Consider the following 20435-nt stretch of genomic DNA (forward strand, 5'->3'; position numbering starts at 1 on the left):
TGCCGGCCGCATGAGGCAGCCCTGCGCCCGCGCAGACGTGTCCCGCATCTTGGGTGCCGGGCAGGGCGCTGCCAGGGCGCCTGGCGCCCCCGCGCCGGCTGGCGGTCAGCCGAAGGCCGTCGCCACGTCCCGCCCCTGCGCCAGCCAGCCATGGATCGCCCGGCCCATGGCGCGGGCCAGCTTGGCGCGGTGGTCGGCGCGGCGCAGCGCCGCCTCGTCCCGCGGGTCGGACAGGAAGCCCATCTCGACCAGCACTGCCGGCACGTCGGGCGCCTTCAGCACCACGAAGCCGGCCTGGCGATGGGCATTGTTCAGCATCGGCACATCCTCGCCCAGCTCCGCCACCACCTGCTGCGCCATGCGGGCGCTGCCGATGCGGGTCTCGGCGCGGATCAGGGACATCAGGATGGCCTGCACCTCGGGCGAGACCGAGGGCAGGCGCAGGCCGCCGGCGCGGTCCGCCAGGTTCTCCCGCCGCGCCAGGGCGCCGGCGAGGGAGTCGGAGCTTTCACCCAGCGTATAGACACTCGCGCCGCGCGCCCCCGGGGCGCTGTCCGCATGCAGGGAGACGAAGAGCGCGGCCTGGCGGCGGCGGGCGAATTCCACCCGGTCGCCGAGCGCCACGAAGCGGTCGTTGCTGCGGGTCAGCGCCACCCGGCAATGGCCGCCGGCTTCCAGCACCCTTTGCAATTGCAGCGCGGCGGCCAGCACCACGCGCTTTTCCTGCGTGCCGCTGGCGCCGATGGCGCCGGGGTCGCGCCCGCCATGGCCGGGGTCGAGCACCACCAGCGGCAGGCTGGCGCTGCGGCCGGGTGCGCCGCCGCCCTCCGCCATGGTGCCGCTGCCGCCGGCCAGCCGGGCGAAGGGCGCGGCCGCGCCGGGCTCCACCTCGATCACCAGCTGGCCACCGCTGGCCTCCGCCCGGCGCAGGGCGACGGGGCCGGAGAGATCCAGCCGCAGCCGCCCGCCTTCCATGCGGGCGGCGCGCACGGGGCCGGCGCCGCGCAGCCGGGTGGCGGCGCGCCAGGGCTGGCCAGGCACTTCCAGCAGCAGGCGGTTCGGGCTGCGCGCGGCGCGCAGCCGCCAGCGGGCGCCGGCGGGCAGCCGCAGGGTGAGGCGCGCGCCGGGGCCCGTGGCCTCCAGCGTCGCGCCGGTGACGGCGGCCAGGGCTTCGCGCGGCCTGGGCAAAGCCGCCAGGCCGAGCAGAAGGCTCGCCAAGGCACGGCGTCCGAGCATGGGCTGGGATCCCCTCATGGTTCGGGCGGCGCCAACCGATCGGCCGCTGGCCGCCGCATGGCAGGCCGCGCAGGCCCCCCCGTCGCGGCAGGCGGCACCATCCCCCGATGCCGGCCATGCCGGGAGAATGCCACAATCCGCCCGGCACTTGCCAGCGCCGGTTGAGAATCAGCTTGAGATTCGCGCCGGTGGTGTGGTCTGGCGTGGCCAGGGCCCTGCCAGGCTTTTTCAGGAGGGCCGCCGCGCCGCCTTGTGGTGGCGGAACGGGCCGCCTATGGTGACCTGCCCCGGTGGCAACCGCCGCCGGCTGGGTTTGCGTGTCGCGCGGCCGCCTGGTCCCGCATCCGCCCGCGCTGTCGCGGTGGACGGTTCACCGGGTTCATGGCCGAAGTCCTGGCATGGTGGAAGGGTTTTGGCCCACGCCGTGTTTCGCCAGGTGCCGCGATGCAGTTCCGGCCGGCGCGGTGCCTGTGCGGCCATCCCGTTCCCTTCGGTGGACCAGGATGCGCCCGCAGGCCTGCCGCCCGCCCGATTGCGCCTGCGACCGGCGCCCCTGCTGCATGGGGCATCCGATTGAAGGGTTTCCGGGGCAGCGCGAGGCGCGCCCGCCGGGACCGGTCTGCCTGGAATGCTCCAGGTGCATCGGCCCCACTGAACCCAACAGGGTCTGCCCCCGGGGTCCCACCCCAGGGCCGGCCCGCCGCGACAAGGACCGGATCGCCGCCGCATGGACGATTTCCTGCCGCCGATCCGTCGTGTCTCGGGCCCCGCCACCCCCTGTCGCCGCAGCCGGCCCACCGGTGATCCCCCTGGGCAGCGCGGTGCGGAGTCCCCTCCTCCATGACCAAGCGCATGCTGATCGACGCATCCCACCCCGAAGAGACACGGGTGGTGGTGCTGGATGGCAACCGGCTCGAGGCCTTCGATATCGAGTCGGCCAACAAGATGCCCCTGAAGGGCAATATCTACCTGGCCCGCGTCGTGCGGGTCGAACCCAGCCTGCAGGCCGCCTTCGTCGAATATGGCGGCAACCGGCACGGCTTCCTCGCCTTCAGCGAGATCCACCCCGACTACTACCAGCTGCCCGTCGCCGACCGGCAGCGCCTGATCGAGATGCAGGCGGCCGAGGCGCGCGAGGAGCAGGAGCGGGAGGAGGCCGAGGAGGCCGCCCGCGACGGCGACGAGGCCCTGACCGGCGCCCTGGCCGCGGCCATCGAGGGCGGCGCCGAGGCTGACGAATTTGCCCGCGACGATTTCGAGCAGGGCCCGTCCGACCAGGCCGAATCTGACCAGCCCGAATCCGAGCAGGGCCAGTCCGACGAAAGCGAGCCGGGCCGGGGTGCCGCCATGCCGATGGCGATGGAGGTGGAGCGCATCTCCGCCCCCGTGACGCCGGAGGGCGAGGCCGCCGAACCGGCGCCCCAGGACGCCGCCGCCGAGCAGCGCGCGCAGGAGGCGGCGGAGGACGCCGCCCTCGACGCCGAGGCGCGCGAGAATGCCGAGGCCGCGGCCGACCAGGCGCAGGCGCTGGCCGACGAGGGCGCCGAGGACGACGCCGGCCAGGTCGGCGACGCGCACCGCTTCTCCTACGACGCCGGCTCCAGCGAGTCCGATGCCGGTGAGACCGACTCCGGCGAGACCCAATCCGGCGACGAGGCCGGCGCGACCGAGGCCGGCGCCGCCCGCCGCCATGGCCGGCCGCGCCAGGATCGCGGTGGCCGGGGCCGCGGCCGGGATCGCGAGCGCGGTGGCGACCGGGATCGCGGTGGCGACCGCGACCGCGACCGGGGCCGCCAGGACGACGATGTGGAAAGCGTCGGCAATTCCGAGGCGCCGCCGCCCGAGATGGTCGGCGGCAGCACCGAGGACGATGCGCGCGAGCGCCGCATCCCGCCGCGCTTCCTGCGCCACTACAAGATCCAGGAGGTCATCAAGCGCCGCCAGATCATGCTGATCCAGGTGGTGAAGGAGGAGCGCGGCGGAAAGGGTGCCGCGCTGACCACCTATATCTCGCTGGCCGGCCGCTTCTCCGTCCTGATGCCGAACAGCCCGCGCGGCGGCGGCATCTCCCGCAAGATCACCTCGGCCGGCGACCGCAAGCGCCTGCGCGAGATCATCGACGAGCAGCAGCTGCCCCAGGGCATGTCGCTGATCGTCCGCACCGCCGGCGCGCAGCGGCCGAAGCCCGAGATCAAGCGGGACTGCGAATACCTGCTGCGCCTCTGGGACGGCATCCGCGAGCGCACTTTTGCCAGCACCGCGCCTGCCCTCATCTACGAGGAAGCCGACCTCATCAAGCGCTCCATCCGCGACGTCTACGGCAAGGACGTCGAGGAGGTGCATGTGGAGGGCGATGAGGCCTACCAGGATGCGCGCGAATTCATGCGCATGCTGATGCCCGCGCATGTGAACAAGGTGAAGCCGGTGCGCGACGGCGTGCCGCTGTTTGCCCGCTATGGCGTGGATGCCCAGCTGGACGCCATGCACAGCCCGAATGTGCAGCTGAAGTCCGGCGGCTATATCGTCATCAACCAGACCGAGGCGCTGGTTTCCATCGACGTGAACTCGGGCCGCGCCACCCGCGACCGGCATATCGAGGACACCGCGCTGCGCACCAATCTGGAGGCGGCCGACGAGGTCGCGCGCCAGCTGCGCCTGCGCGATCTCGCCGGGCTGATCGTCATCGACTTCATCGACATGGAATCGTCGCGCAACGACGCCATGGTCGAACGCCGGCTGAAGGAAGCCCTGAAGCAGGACCGCGCGCGCATCCAGGTGGGCCGGATCAGCCATTTCGGCCTGTTGGAGATGTCCCGCCAGCGGCTGCGGCCCTCGGTGGTCGAGCACGCCTATGTCGCCTGCCCGCATTGCCAGGGCCGCGGCCTGGTGCGCAGCGTGGAGAGCAGCGGCCTGCAGGTGCTGCGCGCGATCGAGGAGGAAGGCGCCAAGCGCCGCGCCGCCGAGATCGTGGTGCATGTCGCCATGCCGGTGATGCTCTGGCTGCTGAACCAGAAGCGGGAGCGGCTGGGCCAGATCGAGCAGCGCTTCGGCATGCGCGTTCTGGTGCAGCCGGACGATACGCTGATCCCGCCGGCGCTGCGCATCGAGCGCACCCGTGCCGCCAATCCGGACGCGCTGCCCGAGCGCCCCTCCGCGCTGCGGATGGATTACGCGCCGGAGCCCGAGGCCGATGAGGCGCCGGAGGCCGAGGAGCTGGAGGCCGAGCCCGCCCCGCAGGCCGAACCGCGGCCCCGGGCCGAGATCCCGGGCGAGAAGCCCGTCGATGGGGCCGAGGGCGAGGCCGGCCGCCGTCGCCGTCGCCGTCGCCGGCGTGGCGGGCGCCGCGATGGCCTGGAGGGCCAGGCGGGCGATGCCGGCACGGCCGAGGATGGCAACGCCGAGGAAGGCGGCGCCGACGAGGAGGCCGAGGAGGGCGAGGAGACGTCCGAACTGACCGCGGAGATGCCCGAGGCCGGCGAGCCGGTCGCGGAGGCCGCGCCGTCGGCTGGCGAGATGCCCGAGGCGGAGGCCGAGGAGGGGCCCGAGGATGAGGCGGCGCGCCGCCGCCGCCGCGGCCGCCGCGGTGGCCGCCGCCGGCGTGAGGAGGGTGAGCAGCCGTCCGAACTGGTCGCCGCCTCGCCCAGCCCGACCCTGCCCCAGGCCCCCCCGCCGGCGCGCCGTGCGCCGACGCCGGCCGATCCCTTCGCTGGGCATATGGACGACATCTTCATGGCGATGGAGGCGGCCGAGCAGGCGGCCGAGCGCGCCGTGACGACCCGCCGCACCACCCCGGCCCCGCAGCCGCAGGAAGCTGTGGCGGCGCCCATGCCGGCGCCGGAGGCCGCGCCCGCGGAACTGCCGCAGCCCGAGGCTCCGGAGGCCTCGCCCGTGGTGGCGCAGGAACCGGTCGCCGTGCCAGCGCCGGCGGAGCCGGCGGTGCCCGCCGACTCGGCACTCGCGGAGCCGCCTGCCGCTGCCGTGCCGGCCGCCCCGGCGCCGGAGCCGGAGCCGGCGCAGCCCGTCGCCAAGCCGGAGGAGCCGGTGGCGGCCCCGCCGGTGGCGCCGATCGTGCTGGGGGAGGGGGCCGTGGCCGATCTGCCGCGCAAGCGCGGCTGGTGGCGCGCCTGACGCCTGGGCAGCCGGGCCGGGCCTGAACCGGCCCGGCTGCATGGCTGCCTTCGCGCCCGGTCCGGTTGCCGCCGGGCGCGGCAGCGGCGAGGATGCCGCCCGATCCGCAACCGGGGGCAGCCCGGAGCGGCGGGAGGGAGACAAGGCGTGGCGCAACTGACGGTCCTCGAGCCCGAGGGAATGTATCCGGACACGCTGCTGGAGCAGGAGATCCTCGGCGCTGGAGTCGAGATCCTGCATGGCGGCGCGCCCCATACCGGCACGCTGGATGCGCTGCCGGACGCGGTCTGCGCCAAGGTCGATGGCCTGCTGATCTTCCGGCACTGGCTGCGCGCCGCGGACATCGCCCGCTTCCCCAAGCTGCGCGTCGTGGTCCGCATGGGCGTCGGCTATGACCGGCTGGACCGCGCCACCTGCGCCGCGCGCGGCATCACCGTCTGCAACGTGCCCGACTATGGCACGCAGGAGGTGGCCGACCATGCCATCTCGCTGGCCCTGGCGCTGCGCCGCGGCATCATCCTACACCACGACCTGCAGCGGGCCGACCCGCCCGCCCCCTGGCGCTATGCCGACAGCCCGCTGATCCGCAGGGCGGAGGTGCAGGGCTTCGGCATCGTCGGCCTCGGCCGCATCGGCACCGCCGTGGCGCTGCGGGCGAAGGCCTTCGGCTTCAAGGTCCGATTCTACGACCCGCACCTGCCGAATGGCGTGGACCGCGCGCTCGGCATCACCCGCGCCCGCACGCTCGAAGAATTGATGCGTGGTGCGGACGTGCTCTCGATCCACGCGCCGGACACGCGGGAGACGCGCGGGATGATCGGTGCGCGCGAGCTCGCCTGGCTGCCGGAGGCTGCGGTGGTGGTGAATACCGCGCGCGGCACCAGCCTCGATATCGACGCGCTGGAAGCTGGCCTGCGGTCAGGTCATATCGCCGGCGCGGGCCTCGATGTGATCCCGGTGGAGCCGCCGGTGGAGCCCATTCCAGGCCTGCTGGCCGCCTATCGGGCGCGGGAGCCCTGGCTGCGGGGCCGCGTGGTGATCACCCCGCACAGCGCCTTCCATACGCCGGAAGCCTGGCTGGACATCCGCCGCAAGAGCGCCGAGACCATGCGCGACGTGCTGCTGCAGGGGTTGTCGACCAACGTTATCCACCCGGAACAGGGGTAGGGGCGTGGCGGGTCACACACGCAGCAGGCGAATGTTCCAAAAGTGTTGAAAAAAAGAGATTGACCTTCAGCTTAATTTAACACAGGATTGTGAGGCCTTTCGCGGCCTCCGTCGCGACATTATTGCGGTGCACGCTAAGGAGATCAACGTGTTGCACCGCCACCGGGTGATGTTGGACCTCTGGCGGCCCCCCGTGATGCGAGGAGATTGCTAGGCGTGCATGTCTTCCTGGACATCTCCCGGCTCCTGACGGTTGCACACCGCTCGGCCCCGTCCGGTATCGACAGGGTTGAGTTGGCCTATGCCCGGCACTGGGCGACGAATGACCCGGCGAACTGCACCTTCGTCGCGGAGGTGCCGTTGCTGGGCTTCGCCGCGCTGCCCACCGCCCTGGTGCGGGAGCTGGTGGTGGCATTGGAGGAATCCTGGGAGAGCGGCACCCGGCTGGCATCCGGCGCCGCCCGGCGGGCGCGGCTGTCGCTGCCCTTCGGCCGCCCCGCGCTGAACGAGGCGCTGCGCCGGCCAGGCCCGAAATGCTTCCTGCTGGTCTCGCACCGGGCGCTGGAGCGGCCGGGGCGGATCTCCTCGATGCGGCGCAATGGCTGCCACTTCGTGCCGCTGATCCATGACCTGATCCCGCTGCACCATCCGGAATTCGCCCGCGCCGGCCAGGCTGAGAAGCACCGGCGCCGCATCATCACCACGGCCGCCATGGCAGACGCCATCATCGTCAATTCCGCGGCCACAGCGGCGGAGCTTTCGCCCTGGCTGGCGGCGCGGCCGGACCGGCCGCTGGTCGCCGTCGCGCCGCTCGGCGTCACGCCGTCGGTGGTGGAGGCGCCGCCGGTGGCGCTGCGCCCCTATTTCGTGGCGCTCGGCACCATCGAGCCGCGCAAGAACCACCTGCTGCTGCTGAACCTGTGGCGCCAGTTCGCCGCCAGCATGGGCGGTGCCGCGCCGCGCCTGGTTGTGGTCGGCCGCCGCGGCTGGGAGAATGAGAACGTGCTGGACATGCTGGAGCGGTGTTCCGCGCTGGATGGGCTGGTGCGCGAATCCGGCTCCCTGCCGGACCGGGAGGTCGCCTCCCTGCTGCGCGGCGCCCGCGCCCTGCTCTTCCCCTCCTTCGCCGAGGGTTTCGGCCTGCCGCTGGCCGAAAGCCTGGCGCTCGGCGTGCCCGCCCTGGCCTCGGACCTGCCGGCGCTGCGCGAGGTGGGCCGGCAGGTGCCGGACTATCTGGATCCGCTCGACGGCATGGCCTGGCGCAGCGCCGTACTGGATTATGCCCGCCCCGACAGCGGCAGCCGGCGCGCCCAGCTGAGCCGCATGAATGGCTGGAAGCCGCCAAGCTGGGATGCCCATTTCGTCGAGGTGGAGCGCCTGTTTCGCGATCTTCTGAAGCGCCCGGCCGAGGCCCTGACGGCGCCCCCGGCCCTGGCGGAACGCGCCGCCGAACGGCCGCTGGCCATGCCCGGCGCCCAGCGGCGCGACGAGAGCGCGCCATGAGCGCCGCCCCCTGCCATGCGAGCCGGCGCTGAGGGCGACCGCCGCATGAACCCCGCCCGCCCCCGAAGGGCGGCTGCCCGTCGCTCCGCCATGCCCATCGCCATCCTCGGCGCGGGCTGCCGGCTGCCGGGCGCCGCCAATATCCAGGCCCTCTGGTCGCTGCTGGAATCAGGCACCGACGCCGTCTCCACCGTGCCGGCCGACCGCTTCAACCAGGCCGCCTTCCTGCATCCGCGGCGCAGCGAGCCGGGCCGGTCCTATACCTTCGCCGCCGGCACGCTGGGCGACGTGCGCGGCTTCGATGCCGGCGCCTTCGGCATTTCCCCGCGCGAGGCCGCGGAGATGGACCCGCAGCAGCGCCTGCTGCTGGAGGTGACGCTGGCGGCGATGGAGGATGCGGGGCAGCGCCCCTCCGCCCTCGCCGGGCGCGATATCGGCGTCTTCGTCGGCGGGTCCTCGACCGATTACGGCGACCTCCGGCTGCTCGATCACAGCGGCGGCGACCGGTACTTCATGACCGGCAATGCGCTGTCGATCCTGTCCAACCGCCTGACCAATGTCTTCGACCTGCGCGGCGCGGCCGAGACCATCGACACCGCCTGCGCCTCCTCCCTCGTCGCGCTCCATGCCGCCTGCCAGTCCCTGGCGGAGGGGCGGCTGGAGGCGGCGGTGGTGGCGGGGGTGCAAATGCTGCTCTCGCCCTTTCCCTTCGTCGGCTTCTCCCGCGCCGGCATGCTCTCCCCCACCGGCCGCTGCCGCGCCTTCGCGGCGGAGGCCGATGGCTATGTGCGGGCGGAGGGCGCGGCCGCCTTCCTGCTGAAGCCGCTGGATGCGGCACTCGCCGCGGGCGATCCGATCCGCGGCGTGATCCTGGCAAGTGGCGTCAGCGCCGTCGGCCGTTCCATCGGCCTGTCCCTGCCGAACCGGGATGCGCAGGCGAAGCTGATCCGCCAGGTGATGGAAGCGGCCGAGGTCACGGGCGACCGGCTGGCCTATTTCGAGGCACATGGCACCGGCACCCAGGCCGGCGACCCGGCGGAGGCCTGGGCGATCGGCCAGGCGGCGGCCGGGCGCGCGTCGCCGCTGCCGGTGGGTTCGATCAAGACCAATATCGGCCATCTGGAGCCGGCCTCCGGCGTCGCCGGCCTGCTGAAGGCGATGCTGGTGCTGGAGAAGCGCCAGGTGCCGCCGACCCTGCACCAGGGCAATCCGAACCCGAACATCGATTTTTCCGGGTTGAACATCCGCGTCCCGGCGGCGCTGGAGCCGCTGGCGGATCACCCTGCGCCGGTTGTCGGCGTGAACTCCTTCGGCTTCGGCGGCACCAATGCTTCCGTCCTGCTTGGCCCGGCCCCGCCGCCGCGCCGGGTGGTGGGGCAGGCGAAGGGCGCGCCTGCGCCGCCGCTGCTGCTGTCCGCGCGGTCCGCCGCCGCGCTGGGCGCGCTGGCGGCGGAATGGGAAACCCGCCTGGCCCAGGCGACGCCGGCCGAGACCGCGGCCCTGGCGCGCGGCGCGGCGCGGCATCGCGACCTGCATCCGCATCGCCTGGCGCTGCGCGGGGCGGAGGGTCCGGCCCTGGCCGCCGCGCTCGCGGCCTGGCGGCGTGGGGAGGCGCGGCCGGGTGCTGCACCCGCCACGGGTGTCGCCGGCGCCTCCGGCGGGCTCTGCTTCGTCTTCAGCGGCAATGGCGCGCAATTCGCGGGCATGGGGCGCAATGCGCTCGCCACCTCCGCCCCCTTCCGCGCCGGCCTTCTCGCCGCCGGTGCGGCGCTGGCGCCGCTGCTCGGCTGGTCGCCGCGGGAGATGGTGGAGGCCGGCGTCACGGCGGAACAGCTCGCCGCCACGGATATTGCCCAGCCGCTGCTCTTTGCCATCCAGGTGGCCAGCCTGCAGGCCTTGGCGGCCGAGGGGCTGCGGCCGGACATGGTGCTCGGTCATTCGGTGGGGGAGGTGGCGGCGGCCCATGCCGCGGGCCTGCTCGACCTGCACGCCGCCGCGCGGCTGGTGGTCGCGCGCTCCCGCCAGCAGCACCGCACGCGTGGCCAGGGCCGCATGGCAGCCCTCGGCGCGACGCCGTCCGAGGCCGCCGCGCTGATCGCCACCGCCGGGTTGGATGGCCGCATCGAGATCGCCGCGCTGAACGGCCCCGCCGCCGTCACCCTGGCGGGGCCGGAGGCGGAGTTGGACCGGCTGCGCCAGGCGGCGGAGGCCAGGCGCCTCGCCTATGTGCCGCTCGACCTCGACTATGCCTTCCACAGCGCTGCCATGGACCCGGTGCGGGATGGGCTGCTGGAGGAGCTGATCGGCCTGGCAGGCCAGCCGGGCCAGGTGCCCATGGTCTCCACCGTCACGGGCGAGCTGCTGGAAGGCGATGCGCTGGGCCCGGTCTATTGGTGGCGCAACCTGCGCCAGCCGGTGAAGTTCGAGCCGGCGCTGCGCACCGCCATCGCCCGCGGCGCCCGGCTTTTCCTGGAAGTCGGCCCCAATCCGGTGCTGCAATCCTATCTGCGGGAGACGGCGCGCGCGGCGGGGGTGGAGGCGGCGAATCTCGTCAGCCTCAGCAAGCGCGATGTGGATGGCGCGGACCCTTTCCCCGCCATCGCCGACCGCGCCTTCGCCGCCGGCGCCGATCCGCGCGAAGGGCCCGCCTTCGCCGGCCCAACGGAGCACCGCCTGCCGCTGACGCCCTTCGACCGCAAGCCGGTCTGGCAGCCGGAGACGGTGGAGGCCAGCCACCTGGTCAATGCCGTCCAGGACCACCCGCTGCTCGGCATCCGTCGCGGCGCGGAGCCGGGGGTCTGGACCAAGTCGCTGGATACGGAACAGTCACCCTGGCTGGCCGATCATCGCCTCGGCCCGGATGCGGTGCTGCCGGCTGCCGGCATGCTGGACATGGCCCTGGCCGCCGCCCGCACCCGCTACCCGGAGGCCGCGGCGCTGGAAGTGGCGGAATTCCGCATCCTCCGCGCGGTGACGCTGGAGCATGGCCGGGCGCGCGAGCTGCGCTGCACGCTGGATGCCGCCACCGGCCTTTTTCGCATCGAGGGCCGCCGGCGCCTGTCCGAGGAAGCCTGGGCGTTGCATGCGGAAGGTGAGTTGCGTGCCGCCACCGTCGCTGCGCTGAGCCCGCCCCCTGCCGTGGCGCCCGGACCGGGCGGGACGCCGGCCGCGATGGATGGCGCCAGCCTGCGCGCCATCGCCGCGGGGCTCGGCCTGACCTATGGCCCGGCCTTCGCGGCCGTGGACTCCGTGGCGCCAACCTCCGTGCCAGGCCAGGTCCGCGTGCGGCTGGCACTCCCCGAGGCCGCGCCGCCCGACGAGGGCTACCTGCTGCACCCCTCGCGCCTGGATGGCGCCATGCAGGGGCTCTTCGGCCTGCTCGCCGATTCCCCGCCGCCGCCCGGCACCGGCCTGGTGCCGGTGCGCTTCGGACGGCTGGTGGCGCAGCCCGGCGCCGCCGCCGCCGTGATGGCGGAGGTGACGCTGACCCGCCGCGGCATGCGGTCGGCCACCGCGCGGATGGTGCTGCGCGATGCGGTGGGCCGGATCGTTGCCCGCATCGAGGATGCCGTCTTCCAGCGCTTCGCCCTGCCGGGCGCGGCCGCCGCGCTGGAGGCCGCCTATCGCATCGGCCTGGCCCCGGCGGCGGAGGGCGCGCCCCCCGCGCCCGCCCTGGCACCGGCCCTGGACGCCGCCCGCGCGGCGGCCGCGGGCCTCGACCTGACGGAAGCCGCGCTGCTGCTGGAGGCGCATGTCGCCGCCGCCGCCCAGGGGCTCTATGCCACCGAGCCCGCGCTGCACGAGGCTGCGCCCGAGGCCTCCGCCTATGAGGCCTTCCTGCGCCGCGCCCTCGTGGAGGATGGCGCGGCGGAACCGGTGCAGAAGGGCACGCCCGGCGGCATCCGCCTGCTGTCGGAGGGTGCGTTGCCGGAGGCGGGCGAGATCTGGCGCTCCGTCCTGGCGGAACAGCCCGCGCTCGCGCTCGACCTCGCCTGGGTGGCGGAGGCGGCGGAGCGGCTGCCGGAGGCGCTCGCCGGCCAGGCCCGCGACCCGCAGCCGCCGCCCGCCCAGGGCGAGGCCATGGCGCGGCTGGCGGAGGCGCTGGCCGCCGCGGTGGGCGCGCTGGCCGCCGCCTGGCCGGAAACCCGGCCGCTCCGTATCCTGGAAGTGGGGGCCGCCGGTGGCGTGCTGGCGCGGCGCGTGCTGGCGCGGCTGGCGCCGCTGGGCCGCGCCCTGGTCTATGTCGCCGCCGGCGAAGGCCGCGTGCCGCTGCCCGAATTGCCGGAGGGCATGGCCGCCGGCAGCGAGATCCGCGGCGTGGTCTGGAATCCCCTTGGGGACCCGCTGGGCACCGCCGCGCCGCCGCTGGTGGCGGACCTCGTCATCGGCCTGGCGCCCGCTGCCCGGGCGAAGGCGGGCTCCGCGCTCGCCGCCGCGCTGCGCCCGGCGCTGGCGGAGGGGGGCGCGCTGCTGCTGGTGGAGCCGCTGCCCGGCCGCGTCTGGACCTTCGTGTGTGGCCAGGACCCGGCCTGGTGGACCGGCCTGGGGCCGGATGCGGTGGGCGGTTCCGCCGGGGGCGCGCTGCCGGATGAGGCGCTCTGGCTCGGGCGCCTGTCGGAGGCCGGGTTCCGCGCCATTGTGGCGGAGCCGCTGGGCTGCGCGCCCTGGCCGGCCCTGCTGCTGGCGGCGGAACAGCCGCCGCCGCCCGCCGCCGCCCCGCCCGCCCCGCCGCGCAGCCTGATCCTGACCGATGCCGCCTCCGCCCCGCTGGCCGAGGCGCTGGCGGCGCGGCTGCAAAGGCGCGGGGCGGAGGTGGCCCGGGTGCCGCTCGGCGAATTGCCGGCGCCCGGCCAACTGCGCGGCGCCCGCATCCTGGCGCTGGCCGCACCGGCGGAAGCGGCGCTGGCCGAAACGCTCGCCGCCGTCACCCGCCTGGCCGAGGCCGCTTCCGGCACGGCGGCGGGCTTCGTCCTGGTGACCCAGGGCGGGCTGCAGCCGGCCGAGGGGCGCCATGTGCCCGAGGCCGCCGCGCTGCTCGGCCTGATGCGCGTGCTCGCGAACGAAATGCCGGCGCTGCGGCCGCGCCGGATCGACCTGGCGCCTGGCATGGCGCCGGAAGCCGCAGCGCGCCGCCTCGCCGCCGAGCTCGGCCAGGCGGCGCCGGAGCCGGAGGTGACGCTGGGCGCGGATGCACGGCTGGTACCGCGCCTGCAGCAGGGCCTGACGACGCCCGCCCCGGGCGGCCCCCTGGCGCTCGGCATCGGCCAGCCGGGCCGGCTCGGCACCCTGCGCTGGGAGGCCGCCGCGACCCGCGCGCCGGGTCCCGGCGAGGTGGCGCTGCGCGTCGAGGCCGCGGGCCTCAATTTCCGCGACCTGATGTGGGCGCAGGGCCTGTTGCCCGAGGAAGTGCTGGAGGCCGGCTTCGCCGGCCCGACGCTCGGCATGGAATGCGCCGGCGTGGTGGAGCAGGCCGGGCCGGGCGTTGCGCTGCGCCCCGGCACGCGCGTCTTCGGCTTCGCCCCGGGGGCGCTTGCCGCCCGCGTCATCACCCGCGTGGAGGCGATCGCGCCGCTGCCGGAGGGGCTGGACCCGGTGCAGGCCGCGACCATCCCCGTGGCCTTCATGACCGCGATGCATGCGCTGGAGACCTGCGCCGACCTGCAGGCGGGCGAGACGGTGCTGATCCATGGCGGCGCCGGCGCCGTGGGCCTGGCCGCGCTGCAGGTGGCGCAGGCGATCGGCGCCCGCATCGCCATGACCGCGGGCAGCCCCGCCAAGCGCGCCTTTCTGCGCGCCGCCGGCGCCGAACTGCTGCTGGACAGCCGCGACCCCGGCTTTGCCGACGCGCTGCGTGCCGCCTGGCCCGAGGGCGTGGACGTCGTCCTCAATTCCCTGGCCGGCGAGGCCATGGAGCGCTCGCTGGGACTGGTAAAACCCTTCGGGCGCTTCGTGGAGCTGGGCAAGCGCGATTATGTGGAAAACCGCCGCGCGCCGATCCGGCCGCTGCGGCGCAATGCCAGCTACTTCGCGGTGGATGTGGATGAGCTGCCGCGCGCCCGGCCGGGCCAGGCCGCGCGGCTGCTGGGCCAGGTGCGGGACCGGTTGCAGGATGGCACGCTGCGGCCGCTGCCGCATGCGCTGTTCGGGCCGGAGGAGGTGGAGGCCGCCTTCCGCACGCTGCAGGCCTCCGCCCATATCGGCAAGCTGGTGATCCGCCCGCCGGCGGAACGTCCGGCCGCCGCCGCTGCCTGGGCGCCGCCGGCCGACCGGACCATCGTGGAGGTCGGCGGCACGCGCGGCTTCGGCCTGGCCACGGCGCGCTGGCTGGTGGGTCAGGGTGCCAAGCACCTCGCGCTGATCGGCCGCCGGGGCGGGGAGGAAGCCGCCGCCGCGCTGCGCGAGCTATCGGCGCTGGGCGCCCGCCCGGCGCTGCACCTCTGCGATGCGACGGACGCCGCCGCGTTGCAGGCGACACTGACGAAAATCCGGGCGGCGCGGCCGATCGGGGGCGTGGTGCATGCGGCCGCGGTGCTGGATGACGGCGCCGCCACGGCCATGGATGCGGCGCGCTTCCAGCGCGTGCTGGCGCCGAAACTGCGGGCGGCGGAGAATCTGGACCGGCTGACGGCGGCGGACCCGCTCTCCCTGTTCCTGCTGTTCAGCTCTGCCACCACCGCCTTCGGCAATCCCGGCCAGGCGAACTACGTCGCCGCCAATGCGGCGCTGGAGGCCCTGGCCCGCCGGCGGCGCTCCGCCGGGCGCCCGGCGCTCGCCATCTGCTGGGGCCCGATCGCCGATGTCGGCATGCTGGCCGATGACCGGGAGAAGGCGGAAAAGCTGAACCGCCGCCTGGGGGTTGCCGCCATGACGGCTGACGAGTCGCTCTCCGCCCTGCCGGCGCTGCTGGCATCCGCCGATGCCGCCCCGCTGCTGGTGCGGCTGGCGACGGGGGAGGGGCGGCTCGCCCTGCCGATGATGGCGGAGCCGATGCTGGCGGTGCTGGCCGGATCGGAGGCGCCCGCCGCCGGGGAGGATCTGCGCGCCCGCCTGCCGACACTGCCGCGGCCGGAGGCGGAGGCGCTGATCCTGCGGCTGGTGACGGAGGAGATCGCCCGCATCCTGCGCCTGCCTCCGGATGCGGTGGCGGCGGAGGCCGCGGTGACCGGCCTCGGCCTCGACAGCCTCGGCGCGCTGGAGTTGCGCGGCGGGCTGGAACAGCGCCTTGGGCTGCAGGTCGCGCTGGCGGCGCTTACGGAGGAGTTGACTGTAGGTGCCCTGGCGCGCCAGATCGCCGATGCGGCGCTGGCGCCGGCGGGCGATGAAGTCACCATCTCCACGCTGATGGAATCCTTCGAACCCAGCACGCAGACGATCCGCGCCGCCGAATAGGATGGGCGGACGGCAGGGCAGGGGGTTCGGCGGGCCAGTATGATTCGCGGTCAAGGGTTCGGGCTTTCCAACGCCGCCCGCATGGCGCTGGTGCAACGCCTGGCACGGCGGCGCGAGGGGCAGGAAGCGCAGGCGGCCTCCGACCAGCGCGGCTTCGGCGCCATCCAGGGCCTGCGCGACTGGGGCCTGATGCGGGAGGCGATGGGCGCGCTGTCCATCGAAAGCCCCTTCTTCCGGGCGCATGAAGGGCGGGCCGGCGCGCATAGCCTGATCGGCAATCGCGACATCATCAATTTCGGCTCCTACGACTATCTCGGCCTGAATGGCGATGCGCGGCTGCACCAGGCGGCGGCGGAGGCCATGGCGCGCTACGGCATCTCCGCCAGCGCCTCGCGCCTCGTCTCCGGCGAAAGGCCGGTGCATGGGGAGCTGGAGCGGCGGCTGGCGGCGCATTACGGGCAGCAGGCCGCGCTTGCCTTCGTCAGCGGCCATGCGACCAATGTGACCGTCATCGGCCATCTGATGGGGCCGCGCGACGTGATCGTGCACGACGCCGCCATCCACAATTCCTGCGTCGAGGGCGCCAAGCTTTCCGGCGCGCGCCGCGTCTCCTTCGCCCATAACGATGCGCGCGCCGCGGAGCGGGAGCTCGCGGCCGTGCGGCGCAGCGCCGGGCGGGCGCTGCTGCTGGTGGAGGGGCACTATTCCATGGACGGCGACGTCCCCGACCTGGCCGCGCTGCTGCAGATCGCCCGCAAGCACGATGCCTGGCTGATGGTGGATGACGCGCATGGCCTGGGCTGCGTCGGCGCCACCGGCAAGGGCGTCTTCGAGGCGGCGGGGGTCGATCCCGGCGAGATCGATATCTGGATGGGCACCCTGTCCAAGACGCTCTGCGCCGCCGGCGGCTATATCGCGGCGCGCGCCGACCTGATCGACTGGATGCGCCATACCGTGCCGGGCTTCGTCTACTCCGTGGGCCTCTCGCCGCCGCTCGCCGCCTCCGCCGCGGCGGCCATGGACATCATGGCGGCGGAGCCCTGGCGGGTGGCGAAGCTGCAGGCCAATTCACGCCTGTTCCGCGACCTGTGCCGGGCGCATGGCTTCGATACCGGCAACTCGGAGGGGCTGGGCATCGTGCCCGTCGTGCTGGGCAGTTCGGTGCGCGCCATCCGCGTCTCCGCGGCGCTGCTCGAGCATGGCGTGAACGCGCTGCCCATCGTCTTCCCGGCGGTGCCGGAGAAGCTGGCGCGGCTGCGCTTCTTCCTCTCGGCCGAACACTCCGAGCAGGATGTACGCGACGCCGTGGTGGCCCTGGTGGCGGCGACCGATGGCGTTGCCCCGGCCGACCTGGCCGGGTGAGCCTGCGCACAGCACCCGTCCTCACCGGCGCCGAGGCACGGGCCTTCCACGCGCTGCCGGCGCGGCTGCGGGGCCTCGGCTGGTCGGTCCCGCTGCGCTGGGAGGAGGCGCGGATGTTCGATCCGGCCTTCTTCGGCTTTCTGCGGGATCACGCGGTGGCGCGGTTCCTGGCCTGGCGGGATGGCACCGTGGTTGGCCGAATCGCCGCCTGCGTGCCGCATGATGCGGCCGCGCCGGCCAGCTTCGGCTTCCTGTGCACGGAACGGGACCCGGCGGTGGTCGAGGCCCTGCTGGCAGCCGTGCGCCGCTTCATCGCCGCGGCCGGCCGGGCGGATATGACCGGGCCGCTGTCATTCACCATCAACCATGAGGTAGGCGCGCAGCTTGGCTTCCACGACCGGCCGCCGATGCTGCGCATGCCCGGTACGCCGGACTGGCTGCCGGGGATGCTGGAGGCGGCGGGCCTCGCCCCTGTCCAGGATGTGGTGGCCTGCACCCTGGATGTGCCGGCGGAGCGGCATTCGGCGCGCTTCGCCGCGCTGGCACTGAAGCGCCCGGCGGAGCTGGCGCGGCTGCGCCTGCGGGTGATGGACCGCCGCGACTATGCGGCCGAGGTCGTGCGCATCGCCGCGCTCTACAACGACGCCTGGGGCGCCAATTGGGGCGCGGTGGCCCTGCGGCCGGCGGAGGTGGCGAGCCTCGGCCGGCTGCTGCGCCCGCTGCTCTTCACGGGGGAGGTGGTCTTCGCCGAATGGGACCGCCAGCCGGTCGGGCTGGTGGCCGTGGTGCCCAACCTGGCGGAGGCGATGCCCGCGGATGGCCGGCTGCTGCCCTTCGGCTGGGTCAGGCTGGCCGGCGCCCTGGCCGGGCGGGTGGGATCGGCGCGGGTGCCCATGCTCGGCATCACCCAGGCCTTCCGCGGCCACCCCGCCTCCGCGCTCGCCATGGGCGCGCTGCTGCGGGAGGCGATCGGGCTGGCCGGACGGCGCGGCTGGAACAGCCTGGAAATCTCCTGGATCCTCGAAGGCAATGCGGCCATGCGCAATGCCATGGCGCGGCTGCCGGCCCCGGTGACCGGCCGCTGGCGGATCTGGCAGGGCACGGTGCTGTGAAACGCGCCGAAACCGCGCGGGCCGGCGGCGGGATTGACAGTTCCGGGCCGCTTGGTGGCTATGGGCCATTCATGTCGCCGCCAGATCCCATCACCGCCGTGCCGGACCCCGCTCCGGGACCGGAGGGTCGCCTGCCCGCCGGCCCGCCGCCCGATGCCGGAAGCGGCGACCGCCCCCTGCAGGGGCCTCGCCCGGGGCCGCGCCGCTTCCTGTTCCTCCAGGGGCCGATCAGTCCGGTCTTCGCCGAGGTGGCAGCCGGGCTGGCGCGTCTGGGCCACGAGGTGCACCGCATCAACCTCTCGCTGGGCGACCGCCTGTTCTGGCGGCAGCAGCCCGGCATGCGGAAGGCGGTGGATTTCGGGGGGCGGGAGGCGGCCTGGCCGGACTTCATCGGCAGCTACCTGGACCGGCACCGCATCACGGATATCCTGCTTCTGGGGGAGCAGCGCGCTTATCACCGCGCGGCCATCGCCGCGGCGCATCGGCGCGGCATTGCGGTGGCGGTGACGGATTTCGGCTATTTCCGGCCCGACTGGGTGACGCTGGAGCGCGACGGGATGGGCGGCGACAGCCATTTCCCGCGTGACCCGGCGGCGATCCGCGCCCTGGCCGCGGGCCTGCCGCCGGCCGACCTGACGGAGCGCTACCGCGACGACTTCCGTCTGCAGGCCATGTGGGACGTGGCCTATCACCTGGCGAACCTGGCGCCCTGGCCCTTCGCGCATTACCGCAGCCACCAGCTGCACCACCCCGTCTCCACCTATGCGGGCATCGCCCTGCGGCTGCTGCGGCGGCGCGCGGAATTTGCGGAAGGGGAGCGGGCCCTGGCCCGGATCGGCACGGCGCCCTTCTGGCTTTTCGCCATGCAGATGGAGACCGATTTCTCCGTCCGCGCCTATTCGCCCTATCCGGACCTCGATACGCCGATCGCGGAGGTCATGGACAGCTTCGCCCGCATGGCGCCGGCCGGGGCGCATCTGCTGGTGAAGGTGCATCCGCTGGATCCCTGCGTGAAGCGTTGGACCCGGCGCGTGGCGGCGATGGCCGCGCGTGCCGGGGTCGCCGGCCGGGTGCATGTGGCGCATCACGGGCCGCTCGATGCCATGCTGCAGCGGGCACGCGGGCTGGTGACCATCAACAGCACCGTCGGGCTGCGCGCCCTGGCGCTGGGCCGGCCGGCCAAGGCGCTGGGCCAGGCGGTGTGGAACGTGCCGGGCCTCGCGCATCAGGGCCCGCTCGACCGCTTCTGGGCGGAGGCGGCGCTGCCCGATCTCGGTCTGCGGGACGCCTTCCTGGCCGCCCTGCAGGGCACGACGCAATTGCGCGGCGTGTTCTATGGGCGGGACGGCCGGGCGGCCGCGGTGCAGGCCATCGTGCAGACGCTGGATGCCGACCGGGTGGGCCCGCGCCTGCCGGAGGCGGCATCCGGCCCGCCGGGCACCATGGCGCCGCAGGCCACGGGCTAAGGGCCGCGCTTGCGGTCGCAGGCGGATGTTTACGCGCGCCGGCGCCTCTCGTTACTGTTTCGTCAGCTGGGGCCGGAGAGCCCCGACGGGATGGGAGGAAGGTTCGATGCATATCTCACGACGCAGCCTGATGGCCACGGTCGCGGTGCCCGGTGTGTCCCTGGCGCAGGGCACCTGGCCCAACCAGGCGGTGCGCTTCATCACGCCCTTCGCCCCCGGCGGCGGCGTGGATACGCTGGTGCGCCTGGTCTGCGCCAAGCTGGGCGAGCTCACCGGCCAGTCCTTCGTGGTGGAGAACCGGGCCGGGGCGGGCGGCAATATCGGCATGACGGCCATCGCGCGCGCACCGGCCGATGGCACGGTGATCGGCCTCGGCTCCGTCTCCTCGCTGGCCATCTCGCCGACGCTGCGGCCGAACATGGCCTTCGATGTGGAGCGGGACTTCACCTATATCGGCGGGCTCTGGCAGCTGCCGAACCTGCTGATCGTCAACAAGGACGTGCCGGCGCAGACGGTGCCGGAGCTGATCGCGCTGATCCGCGCCAATCCCGGCCGCTATACCTTCGCCAGCCCCGGCTCCGGCACCACGGTCCATCTGGCGGGCGAGATGTTCAGGCAGATGGCCGGGCTGGAGATGGTGCATGTGCCCTATCGCGGTGGTGCGGCGGCGCAGCTGGATGTGCAGGCCGGGCGGGTGCACATGATCTTCGACAATATCCCGCAGAGCCTGGCCAGCGCGCGCGGCGGCCAGGCCCGGGCGCTGGCCGTCACCGGCCTGGCGCGCAGCCCGCAGGCGCCGGAGGTGCCGGCCATGGCCGAATTCCTGCCGGGCTTCGAGGTCACCTCCTGGGCCGGGATCGTCGCGCCGGCGGCGCTGCCGCGCGCCATGGTGGAGCGGCTGTCGGAGCTGACGCGCCAGGCGCTGGCCAGCCCCGACCTGCAGGCGAAGTTCCAGGAGAATGGCGCGACGCCCTGGCCGATGGGGCCCGAGGCGCTGTTCGACTTCCGCCGCGCTAGCGCCGCCCAGCTGGCCCCGGTGATCCGCGCCTCGGGCGCGGTGGTGGAGTGACCG

The 20435-nt window shown here is 74.2% G+C and carries 9 protein-coding genes; 8 read left to right on the forward strand and 1 reads right to left on the reverse strand.

Annotation, left to right across the window (positions count from 1 at the left end):
• Positions 1-105 precede the first annotated feature (105 nt).
• Positions 106-1236, reverse strand: a complete 1131-nt coding sequence (locus tag ACTIF1_RS22510; protein WP_439598694.1) for an N-acetylmuramoyl-L-alanine amidase family protein — start codon at positions 1234-1236, stop codon at positions 106-108.
• A gap of 840 nt (positions 1237-2076) precedes the next feature.
• Here ACTIF1_RS22510 and ACTIF1_RS22515 point away from each other — a divergent pair.
• The 8 genes from ACTIF1_RS22515 to ACTIF1_RS22550 all read left to right on the forward strand — a co-directional run bounded on the left by ACTIF1_RS22515 (position 2077) and on the right by ACTIF1_RS22550 (position 20432).
• The gene (locus ACTIF1_RS22515) at positions 2077-5364 is read left to right on the forward strand and encodes an Rne/Rng family ribonuclease (RefSeq protein ID WP_439598695.1); all 3288 of its coding nucleotides are present in this window, start codon (positions 2077-2079) and stop codon (positions 5362-5364) included.
• A 147-nt stretch (positions 5365-5511) separates the two neighbouring features.
• Complete coding sequence (locus ACTIF1_RS22520) at positions 5512-6531, forward strand: C-terminal binding protein (RefSeq protein WP_439598696.1); 1020 nt, start codon at positions 5512-5514, stop codon at positions 6529-6531.
• Between the two features lie 294 nt (positions 6532-6825).
• Positions 6826-8034, forward strand: a complete 1209-nt coding sequence (locus tag ACTIF1_RS22525; RefSeq protein ID WP_439598697.1) for a glycosyltransferase family 4 protein — start codon at positions 6826-6828, stop codon at positions 8032-8034.
• 90 nt (positions 8035-8124) lie between these two features.
• Positions 8125-15423: an SDR family NAD(P)-dependent oxidoreductase gene (locus ACTIF1_RS22530; RefSeq protein WP_439598698.1), complete on the forward strand. Its 7299-nt coding sequence runs from the start codon at positions 8125-8127 to the stop codon at positions 15421-15423.
• Between the two features lie 81 nt (positions 15424-15504).
• Complete coding sequence (locus tag ACTIF1_RS22535) at positions 15505-16785, forward strand: aminotransferase class I/II-fold pyridoxal phosphate-dependent enzyme (RefSeq protein ID WP_439598699.1); 1281 nt, start codon at positions 15505-15507, stop codon at positions 16783-16785.
• Entirely contained in the window at positions 16782-17897 is a 1116-nt protein-coding gene (locus ACTIF1_RS22540; protein ID WP_439598700.1) for a hypothetical protein, read from the forward strand. Before ACTIF1_RS22535 ends, ACTIF1_RS22540 begins: the two co-directional genes overlap by 4 nt.
• 71 nt (positions 17898-17968) lie before the next feature.
• Entirely contained in the window at positions 17969-19363 is a 1395-nt protein-coding gene (locus ACTIF1_RS22545) for a capsule biosynthesis protein (RefSeq protein ID WP_439598701.1), read from the forward strand.
• A 106-nt stretch (positions 19364-19469) separates the two neighbouring features.
• Positions 19470-20432 (forward strand): Bug family tripartite tricarboxylate transporter substrate binding protein, encoded by a 963-nt coding sequence (locus tag ACTIF1_RS22550; RefSeq protein WP_439598702.1) that lies wholly within the window; start codon positions 19470-19472, stop codon positions 20430-20432.
• Positions 20433-20435 lie beyond the last annotated feature (3 nt).

Origin of the sequence: Falsiroseomonas sp. (genome assembly GCF_051860665.1) — a bacterium.
Lineage (GTDB): Bacteria > Pseudomonadota > Alphaproteobacteria > Acetobacterales > Acetobacteraceae > Falsiroseomonas.

What these genes read in the sequence shown, in the direction of transcription:
- ACTIF1_RS22550 (WP_439598702.1), top strand. Translation starts at nt 19,470, where the DNA reads ATGCATATCTCACGACGCAGCCTGATGGCCACGGTCGCGGTGCCCGGT.
- ACTIF1_RS22510 (WP_439598694.1), bottom strand. Translation starts at nt 1,236, where the DNA reads ATGCTCGGACGCCGTGCCTTGGCGAGCCTTCTGCTCGGCCTGGCGGCT.
- ACTIF1_RS22535 (WP_439598699.1), top strand. Translation starts at nt 15,505, where the DNA reads ATGGCGCTGGTGCAACGCCTGGCACGGCGGCGCGAGGGGCAGGAAGCG.
- ACTIF1_RS22515 (WP_439598695.1), top strand. Translation starts at nt 2,077, where the DNA reads ATGACCAAGCGCATGCTGATCGACGCATCCCACCCCGAAGAGACACGG.
- ACTIF1_RS22530 (WP_439598698.1), top strand. Translation starts at nt 8,125, where the DNA reads ATGCCCATCGCCATCCTCGGCGCGGGCTGCCGGCTGCCGGGCGCCGCC.
- ACTIF1_RS22545 (WP_439598701.1), top strand. Translation starts at nt 17,969, where the DNA reads ATGTCGCCGCCAGATCCCATCACCGCCGTGCCGGACCCCGCTCCGGGA.